This window comes from Nocardia sp. CC213A (genome assembly GCF_030766805.1).
In the GTDB taxonomy this organism is placed as follows: Bacteria; Actinomycetota; Actinomycetes; order Mycobacteriales; family Mycobacteriaceae; genus Nocardia; species Nocardia otitidiscaviarum.
Map to the genome: position 1 here is coordinate 18,508 of NZ_JASFXA010000021.1, position 24,952 is coordinate 43,459.

General features: G+C 66.0%; 16 protein-coding genes. 12 read left to right on the plus strand and 4 right to left on the minus strand.

The window, feature by feature from the left end; genetic code table 11:
• Positions 1-31: 31 nt before the first annotated feature.
• The 4 genes from QJS31_RS30140 to QJS31_RS30155 are packed head-to-tail and all read right to left on the minus strand — an operon-like array spanning position 32 to position 6,401.
• Complete coding sequence (locus QJS31_RS30140) at positions 32-1,615, minus strand: condensation domain-containing protein (protein WP_306358289.1); 1,584 nt, start codon at positions 1,613-1,615, stop codon at positions 32-34.
• The gene (locus QJS31_RS30145; RefSeq protein ID WP_282776805.1) at positions 1,612-3,963 is read right to left on the minus strand and encodes a penicillin acylase family protein; all 2,352 of its coding nucleotides are present in this window, start codon (positions 3,961-3,963) and stop codon (positions 1,612-1,614) included. Before QJS31_RS30145 ends, QJS31_RS30140 begins: the two co-directional genes overlap by 4 nt.
• Complete coding sequence (locus tag QJS31_RS30150; RefSeq protein WP_282776803.1) at positions 3,960-5,789, minus strand: IucA/IucC family siderophore biosynthesis protein; 1,830 nt, start codon at positions 5,787-5,789, stop codon at positions 3,960-3,962. Before QJS31_RS30150 ends, QJS31_RS30145 begins: the two co-directional genes overlap by 4 nt.
• Positions 5,790-5,801: 12 nt before the next feature.
• A complete protein-coding gene (locus QJS31_RS30155) occupies positions 5,802-6,401 on the minus strand; it encodes a GNAT family N-acetyltransferase (protein WP_282776801.1) in 600 nt (199 codons plus the stop codon).
• Positions 6,402-6,789: 388 nt separating this feature from the next.
• Here QJS31_RS30155 and QJS31_RS30160 point away from each other — a divergent pair, with 388 nt between their 5' ends.
• The 12 genes from QJS31_RS30160 to QJS31_RS30215 all read left to right on the plus strand — a co-directional run bounded on the left by QJS31_RS30160 (position 6,790) and on the right by QJS31_RS30215 (position 24,811).
• Entirely contained in the window at positions 6,790-8,220 is a 1,431-nt protein-coding gene (locus QJS31_RS30160) for a sodium:alanine symporter family protein (RefSeq protein WP_282776799.1), read from the plus strand.
• A 192-nt stretch (positions 8,221-8,412) separates the two neighbouring features.
• On the plus strand, positions 8,413-11,022 hold the full coding sequence (gene rph, locus QJS31_RS30165; RefSeq protein ID WP_282776797.1) for a rifamycin-inactivating phosphotransferase: 2,610 nt from the start codon (positions 8,413-8,415) through the stop codon (positions 11,020-11,022).
• A 687-nt stretch (positions 11,023-11,709) separates the two neighbouring features.
• Complete coding sequence (locus QJS31_RS30170) at positions 11,710-12,162, plus strand: hypothetical protein (RefSeq protein WP_282776795.1); 453 nt, start codon at positions 11,710-11,712, stop codon at positions 12,160-12,162.
• A 570-nt stretch (positions 12,163-12,732) separates the two neighbouring features.
• On the plus strand, positions 12,733-13,380 hold the full coding sequence (locus QJS31_RS30175) for a hypothetical protein (RefSeq protein WP_282776793.1): 648 nt from the start codon (positions 12,733-12,735) through the stop codon (positions 13,378-13,380).
• 121 nt (positions 13,381-13,501) lie between these two features.
• Positions 13,502-14,737 (plus strand): 7-cyano-7-deazaguanine synthase, encoded by a 1,236-nt coding sequence (locus tag QJS31_RS30180; protein ID WP_306358290.1) that lies wholly within the window; start codon positions 13,502-13,504, stop codon positions 14,735-14,737.
• Positions 14,738-15,095: 358 nt separating this feature from the next.
• Positions 15,096-16,151 (plus strand): IS110 family transposase, encoded by a 1,056-nt coding sequence (locus QJS31_RS30185; RefSeq protein WP_282776820.1) that lies wholly within the window; start codon positions 15,096-15,098, stop codon positions 16,149-16,151.
• Entirely contained in the window at positions 16,118-16,315 is a 198-nt protein-coding gene (locus QJS31_RS30190) for an antitoxin VbhA family protein (RefSeq protein ID WP_282776790.1), read from the plus strand. The genes QJS31_RS30185 and QJS31_RS30190 overlap by 34 nt, the downstream gene beginning before the upstream one ends.
• Positions 16,312-16,908 carry a Fic family protein gene (locus tag QJS31_RS30195; RefSeq protein WP_282776788.1) on the plus strand — a complete coding sequence of 199 codons (597 nt, stop codon included), beginning with the start codon at positions 16,312-16,314 and terminating at the stop codon, positions 16,906-16,908. Before QJS31_RS30190 ends, QJS31_RS30195 begins: the two co-directional genes overlap by 4 nt.
• 130 nt (positions 16,909-17,038) lie before the next feature.
• Positions 17,039-18,604 carry a hypothetical protein gene (locus tag QJS31_RS30200; protein WP_282776787.1) on the plus strand — a complete coding sequence of 522 codons (1,566 nt, stop codon included), beginning with the start codon at positions 17,039-17,041 and terminating at the stop codon, positions 18,602-18,604.
• Positions 18,601-19,341, plus strand: coding sequence for a hypothetical protein (locus QJS31_RS30205; protein ID WP_282776785.1), 741 nt, complete (start codon positions 18,601-18,603; stop codon positions 19,339-19,341). The genes QJS31_RS30200 and QJS31_RS30205 overlap by 4 nt, the downstream gene beginning before the upstream one ends.
• Positions 19,338-23,759: a hypothetical protein gene (locus QJS31_RS30210; RefSeq protein WP_306358291.1), complete on the plus strand. Its 4,422-nt coding sequence runs from the start codon at positions 19,338-19,340 to the stop codon at positions 23,757-23,759. The genes QJS31_RS30205 and QJS31_RS30210 overlap by 4 nt, the downstream gene beginning before the upstream one ends.
• Positions 23,756-24,811, plus strand: coding sequence for a Wadjet anti-phage system protein JetD domain-containing protein (locus QJS31_RS30215; RefSeq protein WP_282776782.1), 1,056 nt, complete (start codon positions 23,756-23,758; stop codon positions 24,809-24,811). The genes QJS31_RS30210 and QJS31_RS30215 overlap by 4 nt, the downstream gene beginning before the upstream one ends.
• Positions 24,812-24,952 lie beyond the last annotated feature (141 nt).

Below are 24,952 nucleotides of genomic sequence, written 5' to 3' on the forward strand. Positions count from 1 at the left end.
GCATTCGGCGGCGGTTGGGCTCGGCGCCCGGCTATCCGGTCTCGGATTCGCGTACCGCGCCGACCAGTTCGGCCAGCGGGCGGTCCAAGGCTCCGGGGATGCGGGCGACCAGCGCCGTGGCCATGGCCGCCGCCCGATGTGCGCGGGCGGCGTCGACCGCCTCCGGTTGGTGATCCACCTCCAGGTGGACGCCGTCATCGGCACCCAGTTCGAACGCGAGTGTCAGCGGATAGTTGCCGACCCCGTGGAAGACCGACGCGCAGTCGACCCGCCGACCGTCGGGGATCGGGATGCCGCGCAGCGGGGCATTGCGTACCGAGGCCATGATCTCGGCCACCGGGAATCGCCCACCCGCCGCGCGCAGCGCGGTGAGCACGGTGCCGTAGTCGACGCCGGTGAATTCCATGGACCGGTAGACCACCGATACGGCGTCACGCAGCGCCGCGCGCACGGTGGCGTCCGGCGCGAAGGCGAAGCGCATCGGGACGATATTGCCGCTGTAGCCGACGGTGTCCGGGCTCTCGCCCTGCCGCCGGTTGTCGGCGGGGACCAGCAGGACGTGGTCCGCGGCATCGGTGAGGGCATACACGGTGACCGCGCAGATCGCGATGAGCAGCGCGTTCGACGTCGATCCGACCTCGCGGGCGACCCCCTCGAGCGCCGCGACGGCGGCCCGTTCGAGCGGCCGCTCGAACCGCGCGCCCGGACTCTCGTCCATGGGCGACAGCCAGCTCTCGGCCGCGCTGATCGCGGGCAGCTCTCCGGACAGCGGGAAGCGAATCCCCTCGGCGGCCCAGGTGTCCTGCGCGTGGCGCAGCGCGCGCTCCACCTCGTCGGTGGTCACCGGCGCGTTCGAGCGGTTCGGGCGGTCCGTCTCGGCGGGCCACGCACCGGTGGTCAGCGTGCCCAGCAGCAGCGGCCACGAGGTGTCGTCCACCGCCAGGTGATGCACGACCAACACCAGCGTCACGCGTTCGCCCGCACCGGCGTAGATCCGTGCGCGCAACGGTGGCTCTACGGTCAGGTCGAACGGGGTGCGCGTGAGAACCTCTGCCACGGCGGCGATTTCGTCTCGTCGTCGCTCCGATGCGCCGTGACCGGGGGCAGCGAGAGTCTGCACCTCCCGCTGAGCGGGCGCGGACTCCTCGTTCGCTTGATCGGTTCCCGCAGCGGCATCGCCCCGGCGGGTTTCGGTCGCGCCGTTGCCCTCGCGCCGGGTGCCGGCCCGCTCGGGGACGGTGCCCCACTCCCAGACCGCGCCCGGTTCGACCCAGCGCCCGTCGACCCGGGCCGGTACGCGGCGCGGGACGCCGTCTTCGGTGGCGACCACCGAGCCGAGCACTCCGCCATTGCGCACCATGGTCTCGAACGAGGCGATCACGCCGTCGAGGGTGTAGCCGCCCTCGAAGTCCAGGATCAGTCCGATGTTGTGCGACACCGAATTCGGATCGAGTTCGTAGATCTTCCACATGCGCCGCTCGGCGGTGCGCAGCGCGCCGTCCGGCAGCTCGGGGGCGGGCGTCGCTTCCGGGGCGGGGGAGCGGTCGGCGGCCACGCCCGCGGCGGCCAGGCGTCGGCGCAGCAGTTCCAATCGCGCGTCGGTCAGGGTCGTCATACTTCTCCCAGCGTCGGATCGGCGGAATGCGGGCGCGTCGCCCGGGTGGGCCGGAAACCGCCCGATCCCGGGTCACGGCTGAATTCGGCACGCTGGCTTGCGGTTTCGCGCAGCACGGCCCAGTCGCTGACAATGTCGACCAGCTCGCCGCGCGCCCACAGGGGCGCTTGGTCCTCGAAGTGCGGTGACCGCTTGTCCCCGCTCACCCCCAGCGGCACGATCCACCGGCCCGCGTCGCGGTCGGCGAGATCCCACACGTAGCGCGCGGCGGAACCGACGCTGCACGCGTGCGAGAAGCCGACGGCGCTGGCATTGGCGAAGACGCATTCGGCATCCCCGCCCAGCGGCAGCCGACTCGGCCGAATCCGTGCCGACAGTTCGGGATACCGCAGGCTCGCGCCGACCAGATCGAAACCGTGGATGGGCGCGAACACATGCACGCTGCCCCAGGTCGGAATCTCCTCGGCCGCCTCGAGCCGGGCCGCGACCGCTTCGACGGATTCCCGGACCAGCCGGTCCACCTCCACCCCGAGCGGCGTCGCCCGGTCCACCACGGCATCCAGCGCCGCCGCGATGCGGGTACCCACCACGAACCACGGATCGAAGGTGCGGCCGAAGGGATGGGGTGCGCCCAGCCCGGCCAGTGCGGCGTCACCGGTGAGGGCGCGCACCAGGTGGGCGCGCACCTCGGCGTAGACGTACGCGTCCGTGCTGTCGGCGTGCATGGTGCGGTCCCAGTCGAGCAGTCGGCGGCGCACCTGCTCGGCGCGCGGGCTCAGCCCGGTGAGCGTGCGCAGCAGCCGCTGGATCACATCCGAGGCGTCGACGGTGACATCTCGGTGGATGTGTTCGCAGTCCGCCGCCGACACGGCCGTGGTCGCCGCGAGCAGCGCGTCGATGCGGTCGGCGCGGAAAGGTGCCGCGCATTCGGTGGTGATCGGTTGCAGCGGAACCGATTTCGCAATGCGCTGATTGGCGATGACCGAGTAGTCGGCGACCCGGGCGTCGAAGGTCTCGTCCCACACGGACGCGCCGGTGTAACCGCGCCACCGGTAGCGCTCGTCCCAGCCCGGCACCGGCAGCCAGTAGTTCTCGTCCGCGCGTTCGGGCATGCTGCCCACCACGTGGTGGGTCAGGTTGCCGCCGGTGTCGGCGATGACGATCCGGTTGACCGGCTCCGACCATTGCCGCAGCGCCTGTTCGACCTCGGGCACCGACGTGGCGAACAGCAGATCCATGGCGGCGTCGAAAGTGGTCTCCGGATCGCTCAGCATGGGGGTGCGCAGGCTCAGCGCGAACGCCTCGTCCGGACCGCCGAAGATGACCGGCCCGTTGTCGGTGACGATGATCTCGACCCGCACCGGCTCGCCGCCGCGCACTCGGATCTGCTCGGTGTGCGTCTCGGCGAGCGTGGTGCCGTCGATGGATTCGGCGTACACGGCGGTGCCCGAGCGGGTCAGCTTCTCGACGTAGAGATCCTGATAGTCGCCCATGGCATTGGTGATGCCCCAGGCCACTGAGCCGGAGTGGCTGAAGTGCGGCACCCCGGGCACGCCCGCGAAGGAGAAGCCCACCACGTCGAATTCCGGTGCCGCCAGATGGAACTGCTGGTAGATGCCGGGCAGTTCCAGGAACCGGTGCGGATCGCCCGCGATGAGCGGTGCGCCGGTGGCGGTGCGGGCCGCGGCCACGCCCCAGGCATTGCTGCCCGAGATGGCGTCGCCGAACGAGGCTTCCGGAGCCGGACCGGCGGTGGCAGCGTCCGGAAGCCATCGCAGCAGTTCGGCGACGAAGGCGCCGTCCGGCGTCGCGGGTACGCGATCGGTGGTGTCATCGACACCCTCGCAGTCGAACAGCGCCAGCGCGTCCACACCCAGTGCGCGGCACGCGTGCAGTCGCCAGAGCTTGGTGAGGAACCGGCCGAACAGCACATTGTGGACGATGAACACCGAGATGGGTGTCCACGGCCGCCACGGCGCGGGGGTGTGGTCGAACTCGGTCAACTCGATGGCGTCGGCCGCGTCCAGGGTGCTGTTGACACCGGCGGCGAAGGCCGCGACCAGTTCCCGGGTGCGCGGAGAGGACGCCTCGAAAACGCGCCGGGCCGCCGCGTCGAGGCGGGCGCGCCGGGCGAATTCGTCCCAGCCCACGCTGTCGCTGCCGAAGACCTCAGCGGTGCGGCCCTCGGCGCGCAGTCGCAGGAATTCCAGCTGCCAGGCGCGATCGGTCCCGCAGGCGTGGCCCTGACCGAAGAGCGCGCCCGCGGCAGAGGTCGCGGTGATATGCGGAATGCCCCAGGCGTCCCGGATGATTTCCACATCCGGGTTGTTCGTGGGCTCGGTGGTCACGAAACCGCCACCTCCTTGTGTTCCCGAGTCGTGTGTTCCCGAGTCGCGGACGGCCGGAATGCGGCTATCGGATTCACGAGTTCGTGCCGATCGTCGACGAGGGTCGAATAGGAATCTCCGAGGTTGACCATCCGGCGGTTGTTGGTCAGCTGCAGCCGGTTCATATGGATCGCCTTGAAGGTCGGCGCGAACAGGTCCCAGGCGCGGAACCGGTCGGCCAGATCCGGGTGCAGTTCCTGGAATTGGGTCACGCTCTCGGCGACGACGGCCCAGAAGTCCCGATCCGGCAGCAGCCCGCTGGCATGGAATACGGCGGCGAGATGGCGCAGGAAATCGTCGAACACATCCGAGAGCACACCCATATTGCGGATGTCGTCGGTCGCCTCCGCCCGCGCCCGCTGGCAGGATTCGGGCAGGTCGTCCGGTTCGCCGAAGATGGACACCTCCTCACCGATGTCCTTGAGCACGGCCCGCACCGGAATGCCGTTGTCGAGCACCAGGATCAGATTCTCCCCGTGCGGCGAGAACTTGAGCTCGTACTTGTAGAGCAGGTAGACGATCGGGTGCAGGTAGGACCGCAGATAGCGGTGCAGCCAGTCCCGTACCGGAATGCCCGACTCGCGAACCACGGTCGCCACGAACGGATTCCCGTCGTGGTCGACGTGCAGCAGCGCGGCCATGGTGGCCAGCTGCTCACCGTCGCGCACCAGCGGAATCGGGCTCTCCCGCCACAGTGCCGACAGCAGTTTGCGGTACTCCGAGCCGGGCTGGGTGATGGCCGTGTAGTTCGGGCTGCGGTAGCCGATGGCCGCGACTTCGTAGAGCATCTCGAAATCCAGCGATTTCAGGTACTCGTCATCGGTGACCAGCGCGCGCACCCAGTCGTTGATCAGCGGGGTATTGCGCATGTAGTCCGCCGACATCCCGCGCGTGAATCCCATATTGACAATGGAGAGCGCGAGTTTGACGTAATGCCGGGTGGGATGCGTGGTGTTGAACAGCGTCCGGATGGACTGCTGCGGCTGATACAGATCCGGTCCCTCGCCCAGTTCCACGATGCGCCCTTCGGCGATATCGATGGCGTAGACGCGCGCGACCTTCTCGACCCACTGCCACGGGTGCACCGGCATGTAGTAGTAGGCGGCGGAGTCGAGTCCCCGCTCGGTGAGGACGCCGTCGAAGCGCGCGAGGGTCTCCGCGCCCAGCTCGTCGCGGACCAGAGCGGCGTAGTCGACCCCGGCCACCGCCGCGAACTCACAGTTCTCCCGGCGCACGGCCACCCAGGTCAGCGGGAACCGCTGCCCGGATTCCGGGGCGTAGCGCTCGACATCGGCGGCGCTGAATCCGAGCCGACCGGCATTGGCCACGATGCAGGGATGCCCCTCGGTCATGGTGCGCTCGATGGTCTGGAAGTCGGCGCGGGCCAGCTCCGCCACCGGAATACGCCGAGCGTCGGCACGATTCGTACTGATCAGCAGCGTATTGGTGAACTCCTCCAGATATTCCGGCAGTGCCTCGGCGGGAATGCCGAGCGAACCGCTGAGGTCGATGACGAGTTGGATCGCGTCGATGCGCAGTTCCTCACCCGCCCGCACGCGGCGCAGCGAGTTCTCGTCGATACTCCAGCTGTCCAGCGACAGGAGTTCGGCGCGGAAGAAATACTCGGTCCGCCCGTCGTCGGAGTGGACCACGAAGACGCCGGGGGACAATTCGACCGGATGCACGAAACGCTCGTGACAGAACTCGGCGAGGATTTTCTTCGCGATCCGGGTTTCGTACGTCTGCCAGTACGCGGATCGGCGGGCGGAGGCCACGGTGCTGTTCAAAACGCTACTTTCTCAGGGGTTCTCGAGCTGATCGGTCGCCAGGGAGCGCCCGCTGTCGGTCGCTCGCAGGAAATCGGCGCGCGTGCAATAGCTCAGTCGTGCGATCTTGTCGGCGACCGGGAAGTCGCCCACGACGCGGAACCCGACGGCGGCATTGAGGCGCTGCACATCCAGATTGCGGTGGTCCGGCTCGACCACGACCCGCTCGGCGCCACAGTCGAAGAACGCCGTGCGCATGATGTGCAGCATCACGTTCCCGGTGAATCCGGCCAATCGCCGCTCACTGCTGGAAACGAGCAGATGCATGCCGATATCGCCGGGCTCGTGCGCATACCCCGTGCCCGGCTTGGCGAGATCGCTGGTCACCGGGTTGTAGAGCTCGAAGAGGAACTGCGGCTCGCCCTCGAAATACCCCATCCGCATGCCGAATCGGGGGTCGGGATCCGCCTCGGCCTCCCGGATCAGCCGCTCCACATCGGCCAGGCTGCTGTTCACCATCCCCCAGTACGCGGACTTGGGATGGTTGAGCCACCGGTGCGCGGTCTCGGTATCGCGTTCGATCTCGATCCGCCGCGACGTCAGCTCATAGCTCGGTGCCGCTGAGCTGGGCATATCGGACCGAGAAGCCTCGGCTCGACCATCGACACCCGAACTCGCCTCGGGACGAGCAACCACCATGAGAACGCCTCTCGCAGATCCACTTTCGCTGGGTTAGCGTACCCTAATTAAGTTAGGGTAAGCTAACAACGGTGCGAGGTCGAGCGGCCTGCGCGGCGGTCTCCATAGCGGCACGCTGTCACCACTCGGAGTCGCCGTGTATGGAAAGGGTCCGCTCGACGTGCACCGCTTCGTTTTGCGAGAAGCATAGCCTCACCTAATTTAGGTTAGGCTAGTGTTAGCTATATCTCGATTCGGGGGCATCCCAGGGTCCCGCCGGGCATCACATGGCTGGCCGGGGCGGATGCGCGTCGTCGGGTTCGCCGGCGGTTAGCCTGCATCGGTGGAAGCACTCGATTCGCTGATCGTCGACATCAACAGCGGCCTCTGGACCTGGCTACTGATTCCGGTGGTGGTGGGCGCCGGCCTGTACTTCAGCTGGCGCGGCAGGCTCCTGCAGCTACGCCTATTGCCGGAGATGTTCCGGGCGATCACCGAGCGCGCGGAGCCGGGCCCGGACGGCACCCGCCCGGTGTCGGCCTTCGGGGCCTTCACCATCTCCGCGGCGGCCCGGGTCGGGACCGGAAATATCGCGGGCGTGGCCACGGCCATCACGCTCGGCGGCCCCGGCGCGGTGTTCTGGATGTGGACGATGGCGATCGTCGGTTCGGCATCGGCCTTCGTCGAATCGACGCTGGCGCAATTGTACAAGGTGCGGGACCGGGAGCCCGGCACCTTTCGCGGCGGTCCCGCCTACTACATGGAGCGGGGGCTGCGGCGGCGCTGGATGGGTGCGCTGTTCGCGGTGGTCATCACCCTCACCTTCGGTTTCGTCTTCAATGCCGTGCAGTCGAATGCCATTGTCGCCACCGGTCGACGGTCGCTCGCGGCCGACGGTTCCGCGTTCTCCGTACTGGTCGGGTTCGTACTTGCCCTGCTGCTCGGATTGATCATTTTCGGCGGCGTGCGCCGTATCGCCCGCGTCACCGAGGTGCTGGTGCCGGTCATGGCGATCGGATACATCCTGCTGGGAATCGTCGTCGTGGTGCTCAATATCGGTGATGTGCCTCGGGTCCTCGCCGATATCGTCGGCGGTGCCTTCGGTATTCGCGAGGTCGCGGGTGGCGCGGTGGGCGCGGCCATTCAGCACGGCGTCCGACGCGGCATGTTCTCCAATGAGGCGGGGCTGGGGTCGGCGCCGAACGCCGGCGCGTCCGCCCAGGTGAGCCATCCGGTGAAGCAGGGACTGGTGCAATCTCTGGGTGTCTTCTTCGATACCCTGCTGATCTGCTCGGTCACCGCCTTCATCATTCTCACCACCAACCCGGATCTGTCCGAGCGGCGCGGTGCGGACCTCACCCAGAGCGCGCTCGAGCAATCGCTGGGCTCCTGGGCAGGACACGCGCTGACCCTCATCGTCGCACTGCTCGCGTTCAGCTCACTGATCGGCAACTACTACTACGGCGAAGCGAACATCGAATTCCTGACCACCAGTCGGTCGGTCCTCCAGGGATACCGAATCCTGGTGCTGCTGGCCGTCTTCGGCGGCGCGCTGGGCTCGGTGAGCCTGGTGTGGAACCTCGCCGACGTCTTCATGGGTGTCATGGCCGCGGTCAACCTGGCCGCTATCATCCCGCTGGGGGCCGTAGCCTTCCGACTGCTGGACGACTACCAGCGGCAGCGCCACGCCGGACGTGACCCGGTATACGTACATGGCCCGGCGGCGGCCGCCGATGGCGTCGAGTGCTGGGCGGAGGAACCGGTACGGCGATGAACCGAGTTCGCTGAAATGATGGGTGGTCACGGGCGCGTCCGAGTGACTACCCGTCGAGAACCGCTGTGCTGCGGCGGAGGTCGTCGCCATCCCCCTTCTACTGTATAGCCGATCGGCGTCGCTCATGACGAATCGAGATCTGGTCCATAATCGCTCGCTACATGCCGAAACCCCAGGTGAGGAGCAAGCCGAATGGCCTATGTGCTGGACTTCGCGGACATCGACCGGAGCCGGATCGCGGGTGTGGGCGGGAAGGGTGCGAACCTCGGGGAGTTGGCGAGGATCGACGGTGTTCGGGTGCCGGACGGCTTCTGTGTCACCACGGAGGCGTTCCGTCGGGTGCTGGCCGAGCTGCCCGCCCTCGAGGTTCAGCTCGACGAACTGACGGCCCTGGCTCCGGACGATCGCACCCGCATCGCTGCGCTCAGTGCCGAAATACGTCGTGCGATCGAAGAATTCGTCATTCCGGGCGATATCGCGACGGCGGTCGCCGCCGCGTACGCCCGGCTGGGCGCGGATACCGCCTGTGCCGTGCGGTCCAGCGCGACCGCCGAGGACCTGCCGATCGCGTCGTTCGCCGGTCAGCAGGACAGCTATCTGAATGTCACCGGCGTGCGGGCGATTCTCGAACACATCGGCCGGTGCTGGGCCTCCCTGTTCACCGAACGGGCGGTCACCTACCGGCAGCGCAACGGCTTCGGCCACCGGGCGATCGATATGGCGGTGGTCGTTCAGCGGATGGTGTTCCCGCGGGCCGCGGGCGTCATGGTCACCGCCGACCCGGTCACCTCGGACCGGAAGGTCGTCTCCATCGACGCCGGGTTCGGCCTCGGCGAGGCGCTGGTGTCCGGCTTGGTGAACGCCGACGTCTACCGGGTTCGCGACGACGCGATCACCGATCGGAGCGTCGCCACCAAGAAGCTGACTGTCGAAGCGAACCCGGCGGGCGGCACGCAGATCCGGGAGATCGAGCCGGAGCGACAGCACCGGCAGGTGCTGACCGACGCGCAGATCCTGCGGCTGGCACGGCTGGGCCGCGTCATCGAGGCGCATTTCGGCTGCCCCCAGGACATCGAATGGTGTTTGGACGACCCGGATTTCCGCATCGTCCAGAGTCGTCCGATCACCACCCTGTTCCCGGTCCCCGAGGCCGCCGACGACGACAACCACGTCTACCTGTCGGTCGGTCACCAGCAGATGATGACCGATGCGATGACGCCGCTGGGATTGTCGGTGTGGCAGTTGACGAGCCCCGCGCCCATGCGGCACGCGGGTGGTCGCCTGTTCGTCGACGTCACCCGCGCCCTGTCGTCGCCGACCGCGCGGCAGGCGCTGGTGGACGGTTTCAGCCAATCCGATCCGCTCTCCGGCGACGCGCTGCGCACCATCGTCGACCGCGAATTCATTCCCACGGTCCCGGACGCGACCCCCGCCGCCCCGGCGGCCGAGGCCGCCACGCCGATCGACGCCGACCCGGAACTGGTCGCCGAACTGATCGCCGCCAGCGAGCAGTCCCTCGCGGCGCTGAAGAATGACATCGAGGCCGAAACCGGCACCGCCCTACTGGATTTCATCGCCGCCGATATCCAAGGCGAACTCCGGCGGATCCTGTTCAACCCCCGCAGCCGACAGGCGATCATGGCCGGCATGGATGCGGCGGGCTGGCTCAACGACCGGTTGCGGACCTGGCTGGGGGAGACGAACGCCGCCGACGTACTCACACAGTCGGTGCCTGGCAATGTCACCGCCGAAATGGGCCTGGCTCTACTGGATGTCGCCGACGCCATCCGGCCGCACCCGGACGTGGTGGACTACCTGCGGCAGGTCGCCGATACCGGTGTCGACGGCCAGCGTTTCCTGGACGAGTTGTCGCAGCGTCCGGGCGGCGACGCGGCCCGCGCCGCGCTCGACGCCTTCCTCGACCGTTACGGCATGCGCTGCGTCGGCGAAATCGACATCACCCGCCCGCGCTGGAGCGAACACCCCGCCGCCCTCGTCCCGACCCTCCTCGCCGATATCGCCAACTTCGCGCCGGGCGCGGCCGAGCAGCGTTTCGCGGACGGCCTGCGCGCCGCCGAACAGCACACTCGCGACCTCCTGGAGCGGCTGCGCGCACTGCCGGGCGGAGAGTCGAAAGCCGTTGAGACCCAAGCGATGATCGACCGCCTCCGCACCTTCACGGGCTACCGCGAGTACCCGAAGTACGCGATGGTCAGCCGCTACTTCGTCTACAAGCAGGCCCTCCTGCGCGAGGCCGCACACCTCGTCCGAACCGGAGTGCTCACCGCCCCCGAGGACATCTTCTACCTGCGCTTCGACGAACTCCGCGAAGTGGTGCGCACCCAACGCGCCGACCACACCCTCCTCCGCGACCGCGAACAAGCCTTCCGCACCCACCAAACCCTCACCCCACCCCGGGTGCTCACCTCGGACGGCGAAATGATCACCGGCGCCTACCGCCGCGCCGACCTCCCCCCGACCGCCCTGCCCGGCACGCCCGTATCCGCCGGCACCGTCGAAGGCCGCGCCCGAGTCATCTCCGACATAGCCGAAGCCGACCTCGCCCCCGGTGACATCCTGATCACCGCCTACACCGACCCCAGCTGGACCCCACTGTTCGTAACCATCTCCGGCCTCGTCACCGAGGTAGGCGGCCTGATGACCCACGGCGCCGTCATAGCCCGCGAATACGGCCTCCCCGCCGTCGTCGGCGTGGAAAACGCTACCGAGCGCATCCGAGACGGGCAGCGCATCCGCGTGCACGGGTCGGAGGGGTACGTCGAGATCCTGCCGGATCAGTAGGTTGGCGGGTGCACCGTCCCCACCGCCCGCTGCTCGGCCCGTCGGTGTCACGCATGATGCGGTGGTGCCTCGAAGGTGCCGTTCGCACTCCCGGAATGAGTCCCACGCATCGGCGCCGTACCCGCGGAGGGTTGCCGTGACGGTGGCAGCAGTGTGGGATGGATTACATAGATCAATTCTTACTTAGATTGAATCTAAGTAGGATGTGTTGATTCTTCTTGCTGGAGGTGTCTTCTAGAGCGACGCGGGGGCGTAACCCTGTCGCGGAGCGGGAGGACTTCGTCGCGACGTTGGCTCATTCGCCGCTACGGACGCTGGCCATCGCGCTGCCGGACGATGCCGCGAGCATCATGGTGATCGACGAGGTGCCATGGCTGGTGGGGCAGGACTCCGAGTTCGAAGGGGCGCTGCAGACGGTGTGGGATCGGCATCTGTCGGCCAAACCGGTGCTGCTGGTGCTGGTGGGCAGTGACGTTTCGGTTATGGAGGCCTTGCAGTCACACGGTCGCCCGTTCTTCGGGCGAGCGACGAAAATGACGGTGGCACCGCTGCAGTTGGCCGATGTGCAGGCCATGACCGAGCTGTCGGCGGCCGAGGCGATGGATGCGCTGTTGATTACGGGTGAGTTCCCGGAAATCGTCCAGTCGTGGCGTCCGGGCATGAGCCGCAGCGGGCACGCTGACACCGTTGCTGAGTACATTGCAGGCCAAGCGCATCGTGGCTGCGGATCTACCGTTGTCGACCAAGCCGGACAGCAAGAACAAGCGTTACCGCATCGCCGATTCTTACCTGCGGTTCTGGTTGGCCTTCCTGGAACGCGGAATTCCGCTCATCGAACGCGGCCGGGGGACCGAGGCGGTGGGTGGCTGGTGGAACCGGCAGAACAATCCGGAGATCGACCTGATCGGTGCCGACCGCGAACCCGTCGCGGGCGCAGTGCATTTCGTCGGCTCGATCAAATGGCTCGAGGACCGGCCGTTCGACCGCCACGACTACGACGCCCTCGTCCGCAGTGTGCTCGCGATTCCAGGGACCCAGTTCGATACGCCGCTGGTGGCGGTCTCGCGGTCCGGAGTCGACGGTGACCTGCCGGTCGCTACCTGCTGGGGGCCTGAGGATCTGTTGCGCGCTTGGCAGTGAACGGCGTACACCGCCGCGCCGCGGTGGTCTGCCGTATAGGCGCGGCGAGGCGACGTCCCTGTCGCGTGAATACGCGAATGGTGGAGCTCACCCAACCGAGGAAAACCGCTGGTCTATAGGAATTTCACGCCCAATCCTGCTGAATCGAGAGCGTCCGGTCATCTGCTCTTGGATCGCGGTGGCGGAGTTGGGCTTCGGTGAGGATGCGAACAGCTGCTACGGCGCATTCGATAGACCATCCGACGGTTGCTGAAGGTTGCAATGCCATGGAACATACTGTGGCGCAGTCGATTCCATCACATTCGACTTGTCTGGCTCGATACAATCGACGTTCAGGTGCACAGCCAGGGCGCCGTTCCCGAGGCCCTGCGGGTGAATGTAGGAGGCGTGGTGGGGACCTCGACACGATGGCCGGGACCGAGAGGTGGCGTGTGGCTGGCACCGAACCGGCGGCTGATGCAATTGGGGCGTATCGCAGCCCGAGCGTCCGGAAATGGGCACGCCGACACCCGGCCCACTGAGGTCGTAGATGCCGGAGAACGCGTCGCGGCCGACCAGACGAAGCGAGCTGTGTCGCAGAGTATTAATGCGCTGAAGCAGGCCGTTCGTGACGAACCGGACGCCTTCGGGATTCGTACGACGATGGTGGTTGCCGGCAAGAACCTCGTCGACGTGCTCGAGGCGTTGTGCACGGTCGGCCCGGAGGTTGTCGAGTTGTCTCCGACCGACGCGCCTGATGTCCGGGCGGCGGTATTCGTGCAGGGGTTTGTCGAGCGCGTGGTCGGCGTCGCCGCGACACCGGCAGCAAGTGCGGCGCGGCAGGCCGCCGCCTACTGCGGTCGAATGATCCTGGAGACGGATCCACGGTTCTCTCGAGCCGTCGAGTACGACGCCTCCGGGGGCAGTGTCCGACTGGGTAGTGACGTGTTCTGTTTGATCTACACGGTCTTCTTCGAAAGGCTGCTGATCGAGGTCATCACGTCGGTCGTCGCCGCGAAGATCGCTATCTGGCTACCGGGGCTGTATCTCATCGACCCTGGAGGAATGATCGCGGAATGGGGCGCGGAACAGATTGTGGATGCGCTCGATCCGTGCCAGGAGCAGCATCAGCGAGGCGACGGCATGCCCGTCGCCGAGCTGGCCCGCGACCTCGTAGAGGAGACGGTACGGCGGATGCTCGGCCTACCGAACCAGGGGACGGAGAACTCTGATGAGTGATCCCGTATTCCAGTACCGCTACACGATCGACGACTCCGTCTCCGACCATGCTCGGGGTATCGACACCGGCTGGGAGCGGTTGTCCGACTCCGGCTTTCGTGACCGGCCCGAGCACGCGAGAATGCTGACGGCACCCCTCGTCGATGACCAGATGTGGGCGCAGGACCTCTGGCGGGTCGCGCGAGCGGTCTACCTGGCAGATCGGCGTTCACCCCGTGACCGCACCGCCGACAACTGGACCCGCACAATCGTCATGTCCATCCAAGTCTTTCAGCCGGACCGATGGGGACCACACTGCACTCTCCTGAACGATCTGTTGCAGGTGCTTACGGGAGATCGTTGGGACGTCCGAGTGCACGGCGGGGTCGGTTCGCAGGGGCAATTGCCAGTCCAGCCGGAGTACACGCACGTCGCGTTGTTTTCCGGTGGTCTGGATTCAACGGCCTACGCAGCGCAGCGCGCAGGACAGCTGGACACCAGTGAGCGGGCTTTGTTCGTCGCCTACGACGCTACCGTGGGTCGGTGTCAACGCAGGGTTTTCGAGGACATCAAGCGGCTGGCGCCCCCGGAGACGGTTCGTATGGAACCGACGCGACTGAGCCCCCACGGTGGGGCATTGGACCACTCCAATCGTTCACGTGGGTTCTTGTACATCGCCACCGCCGTCTGCCTGGCGGCGATCAATGGTGCGCAGAACGTGATGGTGCCCGAGAACGGACAGCTGGCCTGCAATCCGGCGCTGACGCCCGGTCGGCGGTCGGCCTGTTCGACGAGATCAGTACACCCCTGGACGCTGTACGCGATCAACCAACTCATCACCCGGCTCGGGGGCGGTGTCACCGTCGACAACCCCCTGCTCCACAAGACCAAGGGGCAGGTCTGCGCACTCGCCCTCGACGCCGGGCTCAGTTGGTCGACGCTGGAACAGACGGTCAGTTGCGGTCACCCCACGAGTCCGAAGCGGCCGAGTTATCACTGCGGTCACTGCTTTCCATGCCTGGTGCGCCGTTCCGGCCTACACGCTGTACGCGGCGACCGTCGTGACGACACCATCTACGAAACCGGGCTGCAGGAGATCGAGCTGACCGACCTCCGGACCGGTGACAGCGGCCCCGCCGCGGATCTGCGTGACCTCATCCGATGGCTCGATACCGATTTCACCGTCGATGATCTCATCGCGGATGCGCCATTCCCGCCCGGAACACCGCACACCTTGATGCCAGTACTGCACCACGGTCGGCATGAGCTTCGAACGATGCTCGTAGACCTACTCCCCGACGCCTACCCCCCGCGCTGGTCAAGCCCCATGGATGCGGGGGTCGCTCGGTGGCTGAGACGAGTCGCCATCTTCCGCTGATCGAGCAAGTTGATCCGTGAGCCGTGGCTACCAGCTCGCCAGCTGTTACTGGCTTCGGACCGTCGCGTCTGTAGTCGAGCGCAATATTGCGTTTGCTATGAGGTTCCGGCTTATATGGATGCACCGGTTCGGGCGTGCTGGATGATCACCAGTCGTAGCCTGCCGGAGGTGCCGGGTCGGGGCTGGCTCGTGAGGTTCCTGCCGCCCGATGGGGTTGGCTCGCTGGGGGTTTGCGTCCCGGCTCGGTACCGGCCGCGGGTCTGACTCAACAGAGGTGCGAGATACACAGGCCGAAAGCCGGAATGTCGCCCGCGGCTTCTTCATCCGAAGCGAGTGAAGGGTAACGCGGTTGACCGTCGTGATCGGGGTGGACCCGCACAAGTCCACGCACACTGCCGCAGCGCTGGACAGCGGCGACCACAAGACGCTCGAGACGATCCGCCTCGACGCGAGGTTGCCGGAGTATCGGCGACTTCTGTTGTGGGCGAGACGATTTCCAGAGCGCAGGTGGGCAGTGGAGAACGCGTGGGGCCTGGGCCGGCATTTGGCCCAGTGGCTGATCGCGCAGGGTGAGACCGTGACCGACGTGCCAGCGACGGCGACCGCGCGCGTGCGGGAGCTCTCGCGAGGAGGCCGTCGCAAGAACGACAAACTGGACGCGGCCGCGGCGGCGAGTGTTGCTGCGTTACAGGGCGACGCCGTCCCGGTGGAGGCCGAAGGCGCCGCCACCGTGCTGCGGATGCTCGACGAGCGCCGCACCAACCTGACCAGGCAACGCACCCGGACGGTCAACCAGCTGCACGCCGTGATGCGTGAACTACTGCCCGGTGGCGTGTCCACCGATTTGACCGCCGATCGGGCTGCCGACACCCTGCGGCGAATCCGGCCGGCCTCGCCGGTCGAGCGCGTCCGCAAGGAGCTGGCCTGGGAACTGGTCGCCGAGGTTCGGGCCCTGGATACCCGGTTGAAGGCCAACCAGCAACGCATGCAGGACACGGTCGCCGAATCCGGCAGCAGCCTGCTCGACGTCGTCGGCGTCGGCCCGGTCGTAGCCACTCGCCTGCTGGGCCGTACCGGCCGCGCATCGCGGTTTCGCACCTCGGGTGCCTTCGCTGTGCATGCCGGTGTCGCGCCGATCCAGATCGCCAGCGCCGACAAGGAGCGGCATCGCCTCTCTCGGGAAGGTGATCGTCAGCTCAACAACGCTTTGCACACTATCGCCCAGTTCAACACCCAATTGTGTACACATTTAGGTACACTTTCTTTATGGAAACCTTGTCAGTGCGTGAGGCGCGTGAGCAGCTTTCGGGGGTGCTGGCGCGATTTCGCAGGGGGGATCGCCGCCCTGTTGGGGTCGGGTCACATCGTAAGACCGAGGCCGTGGTGGTGGCTGCCGAGGTGTTCGAGGAGTTGACGGCGGAGCGGTCGCGGTCGCTGGCGCAGGCGGCGGCGTCGGTTCGGGCCGAGGGGGAGTCGGCGAGCGGGGCGGCCGAGGCGATCATGGAGCAATGGGCGCGCGGTGAGATCAGCACAACGCGGATGCGGGAGCTCGTCCGGGATCTGTACGGCGCCGCGTGACGGTTGATCCGTACCTCGATCCGGAATCGGGCGTGCTGCGGAACCGGCTCGGGATTATCGATGCCGCTCGGCTACGGCAGGCGGAAGCGGATCTGAGCCAGGCCGCCCTGGCCGAGCTGGGAATCCGGTCGCTGCCCGGCCGCTACGACTTGGATCATCTGTGCGCGTTCCATCGCGAAATCTTCGGGGACGTGTATCCATGGGCCGGGGAGATTCGCGTCGTGGGAATCGCCAAGTCGGATCCGTTCTGTCTACCGCGGCATATCGAGAGTTATGCGGCTGAGGTTTTCGCAGCGCTCATGGCTGACCGCTTTCTGCGAGGTCTCGACCGAACCGAGTTCGTCGGGAAGCTGACGCACTATCTGGCCGAAGTGAATGCGATTCATCCGTTTCGAGAGGGCAACGGCCGTGCTCAGCGAGCCTTCTTCGGTCAGCTGGCTCGCGAGTCCGGTTGGATGATCGACTGGACCGGCCTCGATCCCGACGAGAACGCGCAGGCATCGATGGCTTCGCTGCGCGGTGACAACGGGCCACTGCGTGGATTGCTCGATTCGTTGGTACGACGATATGACTCGGGCGGAGAATCCCGGTAGTGCACACGGCCTGCTCGGCCATCGGTAACATCCTCTGGGTACCAACAATCAACTCTGTTGTATAGCTTGCCAATTGCCGACACGTTGTCGGTCGTAGCACATACGGTGAATGCGTGAGTGGTGGGGCCGTGTGAGTGATTTTTCGACTATGGGGCGCGCCGTCTTCGACGAGTCCTTCGGTGAACGGGTTCGGGCGCTGCTTCGGACCAGGCCTGTGGCCGATGCGGCGGACAGCGCGATCCGCCAGACGTGGGGTGAGTACGAATACGACGTCGTGACGCTTGCCCTCGCCGCCATCGACATCGTCATCGCCAGACAGGGTTTCGATGATGAGGTCACCTACGACGAGGCAGTCGCGAGCCTGGCGGCGTTGTCTGGTGCCGCGCATGCTGAGCGTCCCACCGGTGAGCACGAAGCAGTGGCACGGTATGTGGTGGATGCGTTGTTGAACCGCCGGGAGCGTGAGGCTCCATTCAGCTACGCGATCTCGATATTCGGCCGACAATCTGACGGCACTGTTCGTCATCGGCTTACCACGGTGGAGTTCCGCTTGCTGACCGAGTACGAGGATCACGTCAGGGGCGTGAATGTATTGAGAGCGTCGGCGGACGCCATCAATGCGCTGGTCGGCGGGTTGGAGTTCGACGTCGAGGACGAGCAGGCCGCGATCGAACTGATGCTTGCCAGACAACTTGAAAGAGGAGCCTTCGGGCAGGCGGAGAAAGCGGCGGAGCGCTCGAGGCTGTTATCGGTGCGATATGCGGACGAGCTTCGTGTGCTGCTGTCCGACACCGTCAGAGACATCCGCACAGTACTGACACAGTGGGCCGAGCGGGTGCCGGAGCAGTTGGAGCGCAATCGATCACATTTGGAGGAGCGCCTCAGCGCGGAGTCGAGATTGCTCGACCACGTGCGAGGCGCGCTGGATGCGGCGGATGTGGAGCCGTCAGTGGCCACGGCGTCAGCGCGCATCGCGAATCTCCTGGAGGAGTGTCGCCACCGCCACACTCAGCTGCACGGCAGGCTGCTCGGTGCGCGGACCATCTTCCTCGACGAACAGGCGCGTCAGTCGTTTCGGCCGGTGGGCGGTTTGCGGAATCCCGACCTCACCGATGGCGTCCTCATGCCACTGCTCGCGATGTCGGCGGATCGGGCGATAGAGCCCGCCGAAACGTTTGCCGTGCTGGTGGCGGGCACCCGAGTGCCGCGAATAGCCCGCTTCGCTGATCTGGTCGACGACCTGCTTGCCCCAAGGCGCGAAGCCACGCCCGCTGAATCGCCTGAGCCCGACGACGAACTCGGCGATCCGGATCCACCCGCAGTGCCCACGGAGGTGCTGGTCACCGCCGCACGTGTGGTCGATGCCGTCAGGCTACCCGCACGATTGTCGAACCTGCTCCTCGCGGCGCGGCAAACAGATCTTCCCAATGGGGTCGACGGTTCCGCTGTGGAGCGGCTGATTGTGCTCGCGGTGCTGTGGACCTATGCGCCGGAGACAGCCCAGGATGTGTCCGCCGCCGTGGATTCGGCGACCAGGATCCTCGGTGCGACAGCGGCCGTCGATGCGGATGGCACGCGGATCGGCATTCCCGGCTGGTCGGGTGACGATCTGATCGTCGCCGAGGACGAGGATGCGCTGGCTCGGTGGGCCGAAGCGTATTCGATGGCACCACCAGAAGATTGGGAGGTTTCGTGACTCTCGGCCAACGCGATCTCGCAGACGTGGGTGTGCTGATCGGCTGTGCTCTGCGACCGAAGCTCCGGCCCACCGCGGACTCGGATTATCGGCTTCTGCTCGGGCGCTATCGCGCGGACACGGAGTTCAGGAATGCTGTGGACAGTGTCCTCGAGGGGCTCGACGCGCGGGTGCTTTCCGACTCGGACTTCGGATTGGTTCTCGGGGTGCGGCGGGAGTCCGTTTTCGCGTATCGCCTGTCGGATCTGCCGAATGTCGGCAGTGTGTCGGACCGATTGCTGGTGGGTCTGGTCAGCGTCGCGGTTGCCGCCCATGCGTTTCCGACGCCCGCAGACTTCGATGACGACAGGATTCGCTGGGTATCGGTCGGCGAGATCGAGCGGTTCCTCCGTGAGATCTGCGATCGGTTCAAACGTTCGCCCGAGCACACGCCGGCCGATGACGATGCTCTTGACGAGGCGTGGCGTATCTACGACCGTCTGTCACCCGGGTACAAGGCGGACAGGGGGAAGGGCCGGGCACGACGGTCTCCGGCATCGTCGACGTACTGGGTGGCGCATGTACTCGGTTGGATGGTCGACCAAGGGCTCGCTCGGCCCGCTCCAGCGCGCGGTACCGAAACATTCCAATTGCTCGAACGATTCCGAGTACAGGCGGGTGATCTGGCAGGCAATGCCACTTATGAAGTACTGGCATCGATTCGGCGTGGCAACCAGGATGGTGAGGCTACATCGTGACCTACCAGCTGTCTCGTCTCAGATTGGCAAGCGTCGGAGACCGTGCCGCCAGGTTCACCGATCTCACGCTCGACATGTCGTCGGGTCCAGATGAGGCGGGCGAACCCGTCGATTCGATTCTGTGGCTGCGCAACGGTGGCGGAAAGTCGAGCCTGCTGTCGCTCTTCTTCGCCTTGCTGTTGCCCCTCCGCAAGGACTTCATGGGGAAATCCGTCAAACGGTACCTGGAGGATTACGTTTCGACCGGCGACACCAGTCACACTGTCGCCGAATGGGTCGAGCGGTCCGATGACAGCCTGCTACCTCCCGCGCGGCTGGTCACAGGCGCGGTATACGAGTGGGCGGACCGCCGCAAGCCTGCCGATCCCGATCGGGATCGGGACAAGCTGAAGTGCTGGTACTACACATTCTTCGTGGTGGCGGGCATTCTGGACCTCGACCGGCTTCCTGTTCACGACGACACAGGCCGCCTCAGACCGCTGGCCGACTTCGTTCGTTCCCTGCGGGAGGTCGCGGCGTCTCGGCCACAGCAGTTCGCGTTCGCGATTACGGATCAACGTACTCAGTGGATGCAGACCCTCACCGCACGGAACCTGGACCCCGCGTTGTTCGGGTACCAGAAGCAGATGAACCACTCCGAGGGCGGAGTGGCGGACATGTTCAATTTCCCGTCGTCCGACAAGTTCATCGACTTCCTGATCGATCTCACGGTCGACACAGCCCAGCCAGAGCTGGTCGCATCCAATTTGCACAATGTCATCGAGATACTCGGGCGCAAGCCGGATCTGCTGGTGGATCGAGACTTCTGTGCTGAGATGGCCGACAAGCTGGATACCTTGGCCGCCCGCCACGCGGAGGCACAGGAGGAGGAAGGAAAAGCGGCCCGGGCTCGGCAGGACGCCGCACGGCTGGCAGGTGAGTTCCGGAGCGCTGCCGTGGCGCAGCAGACAGACCACGATTGGTTCGTCGAGGAAGCCGACCGGCTTCGCGGGGACGCGGTGCGACTCGACGCAGATCGCAAGCGGGTCAACGATATTGCGAACGAGCTGTTCCGGATCGCGGCCATTCGGCGGCGCGCTACGGCGCTCGCGGCGCACAACGAGAAGAAGCTCATAGCGGACAACGCCAACCAGGAGGCGCTCGCGTGGTCGGCCGTCGAGCCGCTGGCCGAGCGGATGGAAGCCGAGCACCAAGCGGAATCCGTTCGTGCACAGATCGCTTCGGAGGATCGGCAGACCGCCCCGTTGCGGGCGGCCCGCGACGCTGCCGCGGCAGCCTTGAAATCCCGGTATGGGAGCTTGGCCGCCGTCGAACAGGCATCGCAGGAACGTGAACTCGCGGTTGCAGAACAGGCGGAGTCGAGTGCCGAAATCGAATCTCGTTGCGCACAGGATAATCAGAAGCTAGCCACCGAAGCTAGCGTGCATGCGGATAGTCTGCGGGGTCAGCTGGTCGATATCGACAGCGCCGTGGGTGAAGCCGTGGACCGAGGCTATCTACCGGATCGAGAAACAGCCCCTCGAACGATGTTGGCGCGGATGTGGACAACCCGCCGTGAGTCGGCGCGGCAGCTCGAAGCGGTGCGAAAGCGGCGACGGGCGCGGCCGCGGCAGCGCAAGTCGCTGAGCGATAGGCGCACGAGGCTCGCGACCGAAATGGCGACCAAAGGTGCTGAGCGAGACAGACTTACCAGTGAGCACAAAACTCTCTCAGAGCGAGTCGATGATCTGGCCACGCACGTCAGGCTCGCTGAACTCGTACAGCTCGAGGAAGACGGGCGTCTCGACCTGTGGGCCGAAGCCGCCGAGCTTCGCGCAGCGCTGGCACATGCGGTGTCGTCGGCGGAGTCGGACATCGTCAACACTCGCGTCGATGCGGCGGATGACGACCGAGCGCTGGCCGGACTGCGTACCGACTCGTTCCTGCCCACTACTCGGGATGCGCAACGCGTCATCGAGATCATCACCGACGCGGGTATAACCGCCCGGCCGGGCTGGGAACTGCTGCGTGACCTCGTCGCCGAATCCGACCGTGACACAATGCTGTGCAATCCAGTGGTCGCCGAACTCGCGGCTGGTGTGGTTGTAGCGGACGACGCCTTCGAAAAGGCTTGGGAGGCGGTTGAATCAGATGACCTGTGTGTGGTCGCCCATGTGACAGTATGTACCGCAACGCAACTCCAGCAAGCGTTGAGCGTTGCGCGGCCACGGTGGTCCGTGATCCCCAACGACCCCGCGCTGTTCGATCCGGTAGCCGCGGAACAGGCGCGCACAATACGTGAACTCCGGCGGCACAACCAGGACCAGCGGATCGAGAACATCCACGCGCAAGTGGCAGAAGACCGCGCGCTCCAGGGCGCTTTGAACGAACTCCTGCGAGACTGTCCAGCCGGTCACTTGTCCGCACTGGAGCAGACGATCAACGAGTATCGGGAAGCAATCGAGAATCTCGAGAGCGCGGACAGGCAACTCCGAGGTGAGATCGAGAACCTCGACGAACAGGAGACGGTGGACGCCGAAACCGAGGAGAGCCTCTCCGAGGAACTCACGAAGCTGGCGGAGTGGATAGAGCGGCTGAAAACACTTGCGGACCGAGTCGGTGAGGTTCCTGAAATTCAGGGCAGCATAGAGCAATTGGACCGTGACGTTGATCGGTATACGGCTTTGGCGAAGGAAGCCGTCGATCGCGCGGCTGAATACAAGAAGGCCGAGCGCACTGCGCGCGAACGGGCTGTCAAACACGGCTACAACCAGGAACGGTACCTGGACGCCGAGCGCAAGATCTCTCTGCTCGATAGCGGGCAGGAGGTCGAGGACATCGCTACGGACTCGTCGCCGCTGTCCGTCTTGCAGGCGAGGTTCACCGGGCTGGATGCGCAGTGGCAAACGATTGCGGCGGAATCCGTTCTGGCCGAACGGCTCAACGGACTCGTGGAGTGGAGCAAACGTGCGGACCGCATCTTGGCGGGCTTCGCGGAGGATATCCGTGCCCGCGCCGACATATTGCTGGCCACCGCCGACGGCCAGGACGACCAGCGTCGTGCCACCGCACACGAGAACGCGCGGATAGCGGCCGAGGCCGCGCAGCGTGAGCTGGGCGAGGCCTTTGCCGAACTCAAACAGGCAGAGCAGGAGGTACAGAGCCGAACTCCGCGGGACAGACCTCGATACGCCCAACTGGACACCGACCCCGCCACCGAGTCTGAAGCCCGTGAGCGTGCCGAGGCACAGGCCGCGCAGGCTACCGAGATGAGCAGCCGGGTGACCGTTCTGAACCGGGAGGCCGGGGAGGCGGACGAATCCGCGAGTGAGGCCAAGACGGCTGCGCAGGTGTTCGCTCAGCGAGCCAACCGGCTCACCGATGCCGCTGTTCCGAATGAGATACCCACCGGCGTAACGGCATACGCCGGCACCGATGAACAGGCAGAAGCCGACTTGAACTCGGTGATCGGCGACCTGACCACCGCTGCGATGTCGGCTACAGCGGCGCGCGGACGGACTGACGACGCCATTCAAGTGGTGCGGAAGTTGGCTTCGGAGAGCCGGTTTTCCCGTATCCCGGATGCAATCCGAGACAGGTTCACCAGCGATGACGCCGATGTTCTCGCTGAACGGGCAAGCGCCCGTGCCCGAGAAATGCAGGTGCGCAGGACAACGCTAGACGGCCAGCTCGCCGACATCGGCCGGGACCAGCGTCTGGTGGTGGTGGAGATCGCCGCCTTGGTGCACGAGGTTCTTTCGAATCTGGAATCCGCGCATCGCCATTCGAAGCTGCCCGGAACCTTGGGTGGCTGGGCCGATCAGCACTTCCTCCGCATCCGTTTCGCTCGTCCCAGCGGCGAAGAGGATCTGCTCGCTCGGATCGACGCGGTTGTCGATCGCGTAGTCGCCGAAAGATCGAAACCGGAGGGGCTGGCCCTGCTGAAACGATGCGTGCACGAAGCCGTGGCGCCGCGCGGATTCAGCGTCAAAGTTCTCAAGCCGAACAGCGACCTGGCGGTCGAGCCTGTCGATGTGACCCACCTCGGCAAGTTCTCCGGTGGCGAGAAGCTCACCGTGTGCGTGGCGCTCTACTGCACGCTGGCACGGCTGCGCGCCATCAACCGCGGTAGGGGCCAGGCCGCGCTCGGTGGAACGCTGGTGCTGGACAATCCTCTCGGAACGGCCAGTCACGTGGCGCTGCTGCGCCTGCAACGCGATGTCGCGGAGGCGCACGGTGTACAACTCGTCTACACGACCGGTGTGGAAGATCTCGGTGCTGTCGGGCAGTTCCCGAATGTGCTGCGCCTGCGCAACGCGCCGGGCGCGTTGCGCACCCGGCGCTACGTAGTTCTGGAGGAGCGCTCCGCAACTGCGGTTGAAGGCATCACCGGCGTCGGAGTGACACGGGACGAGCCGGCCCGTGGTGCAGTGCAATGAGCCCGAGTCCATTGGCCCGCGCGCTGGCCGATCACATGGCGCGAGCGTCGAGGCAGAAGGTCGATATCGAAGAATTATACAGCGCGGCAGTCGCATTCGATCGCAGCCTGGCGACGGTGCCGACCGCGCGTGATGAGATCCGCTCGGCACTGGACGAATTGGCCGCCGCCGGACTCGTTGTGTTGCCTAGTGGTGCAAAGCATTTCGACGCCAGAGATACTCCGGCGCTGCCGAAATGGGTACGCAGGCCGCCCCGCGAACGAGTTGTCCGCGAGACCAAGGCCCGCCGGATATGGCCCGCAGCTCTCGAAGCAGCGGGGCGGATCGCGACCAGAGACGACGAAATCCGCGTGCTGGAGCTGGTGACAGCGTTCCTGCGTGACGGGGGTGCCGATCGGCCGAGTGTGCCGCAACGGGAGCGGTCGTTGGAGCTCTTCGGCGACGAGAAGCGGATCGACGGACTCCTGTCGACTCGGCTGTTCCGCTCGGGGGCATTGACCCTGGAGCTTCTGCGCTGCCACTCGGTGCCCATTCCCTTCGTTTCGCAATGGGTTTCAGGTACTCGGGATCCTCAGGGCACCGCTTTGCTGATAGCGGAGAACCATCACACCTATGCTTCGCTACTGGAAGTCACGCGGGTACACGCGGCTGCAGGCGGACCGGCCCGGCACGTCGGTTACGGCACCGGCGGCCAATTTCCCTCCGCTGTGCTGTCGGTATCTCTGCTGTCCCCCAAGCCCGACCGGATTCTCTACTTCGGTGACATCGACCTGAAGGGATTGCAGATTCCAACGGCAGCCCACATCGCCGCGACCCGGGCCGGTCTCCCCGCTGTCGCTCCAGCCCTGCCTCTCTATGAGCTGCTCTTCGAGTTTCGGTGTACACGGCCGACGGCTCCGATCGCCGCGGCAACCGCTGCCGAAGTCGCCGCGTGGCTGGGGCCGCTCTCGGTCCGCGCTCGTGATCTGCTCGTTGGCGGCCTCCGGCTCCCACAGGAAGCTGTCGGGTACGAACTGCTGACCGCTCACCCCAGCGTGCTGTCCCGGGTCTGATCTTCACTGCACGCTGAGTGCGCACGCCTGATGTGCGAATGCACTGTGGCGTTTGCTGGAAAGTTACGACGATGTGATTTCGGTGCGTGCTCGCCGGGAAAAACGGACGAATCCGGTGCTCGGCGGGGGTTGGCCGCCGAG

What these genes read in the sequence shown, in the direction of transcription:
- rph (WP_282776797.1), top strand. Translation starts at nt 8,413, where the DNA reads ATGGCCTATGTGCTGGACTTCGCGGACATCGACCGGAGCCGGATCGCG.
- QJS31_RS30215 (WP_282776782.1), top strand. Translation starts at nt 23,756, where the DNA reads ATGAGCCCGAGTCCATTGGCCCGCGCGCTGGCCGATCACATGGCGCGA.
- QJS31_RS30140 (WP_306358289.1), bottom strand. Translation starts at nt 1,615, where the DNA reads ATGACGACCCTGACCGACGCGCGATTGGAACTGCTGCGCCGACGCCTG.
- QJS31_RS30155 (WP_282776801.1), bottom strand. Translation starts at nt 6,401, where the DNA reads ATGCCCAGCTCAGCGGCACCGAGCTATGAGCTGACGTCGCGGCGGATC.
- QJS31_RS30180 (WP_306358290.1), top strand. Translation starts at nt 13,502, where the DNA reads ATGCTGACGGCACCCCTCGTCGATGACCAGATGTGGGCGCAGGACCTC.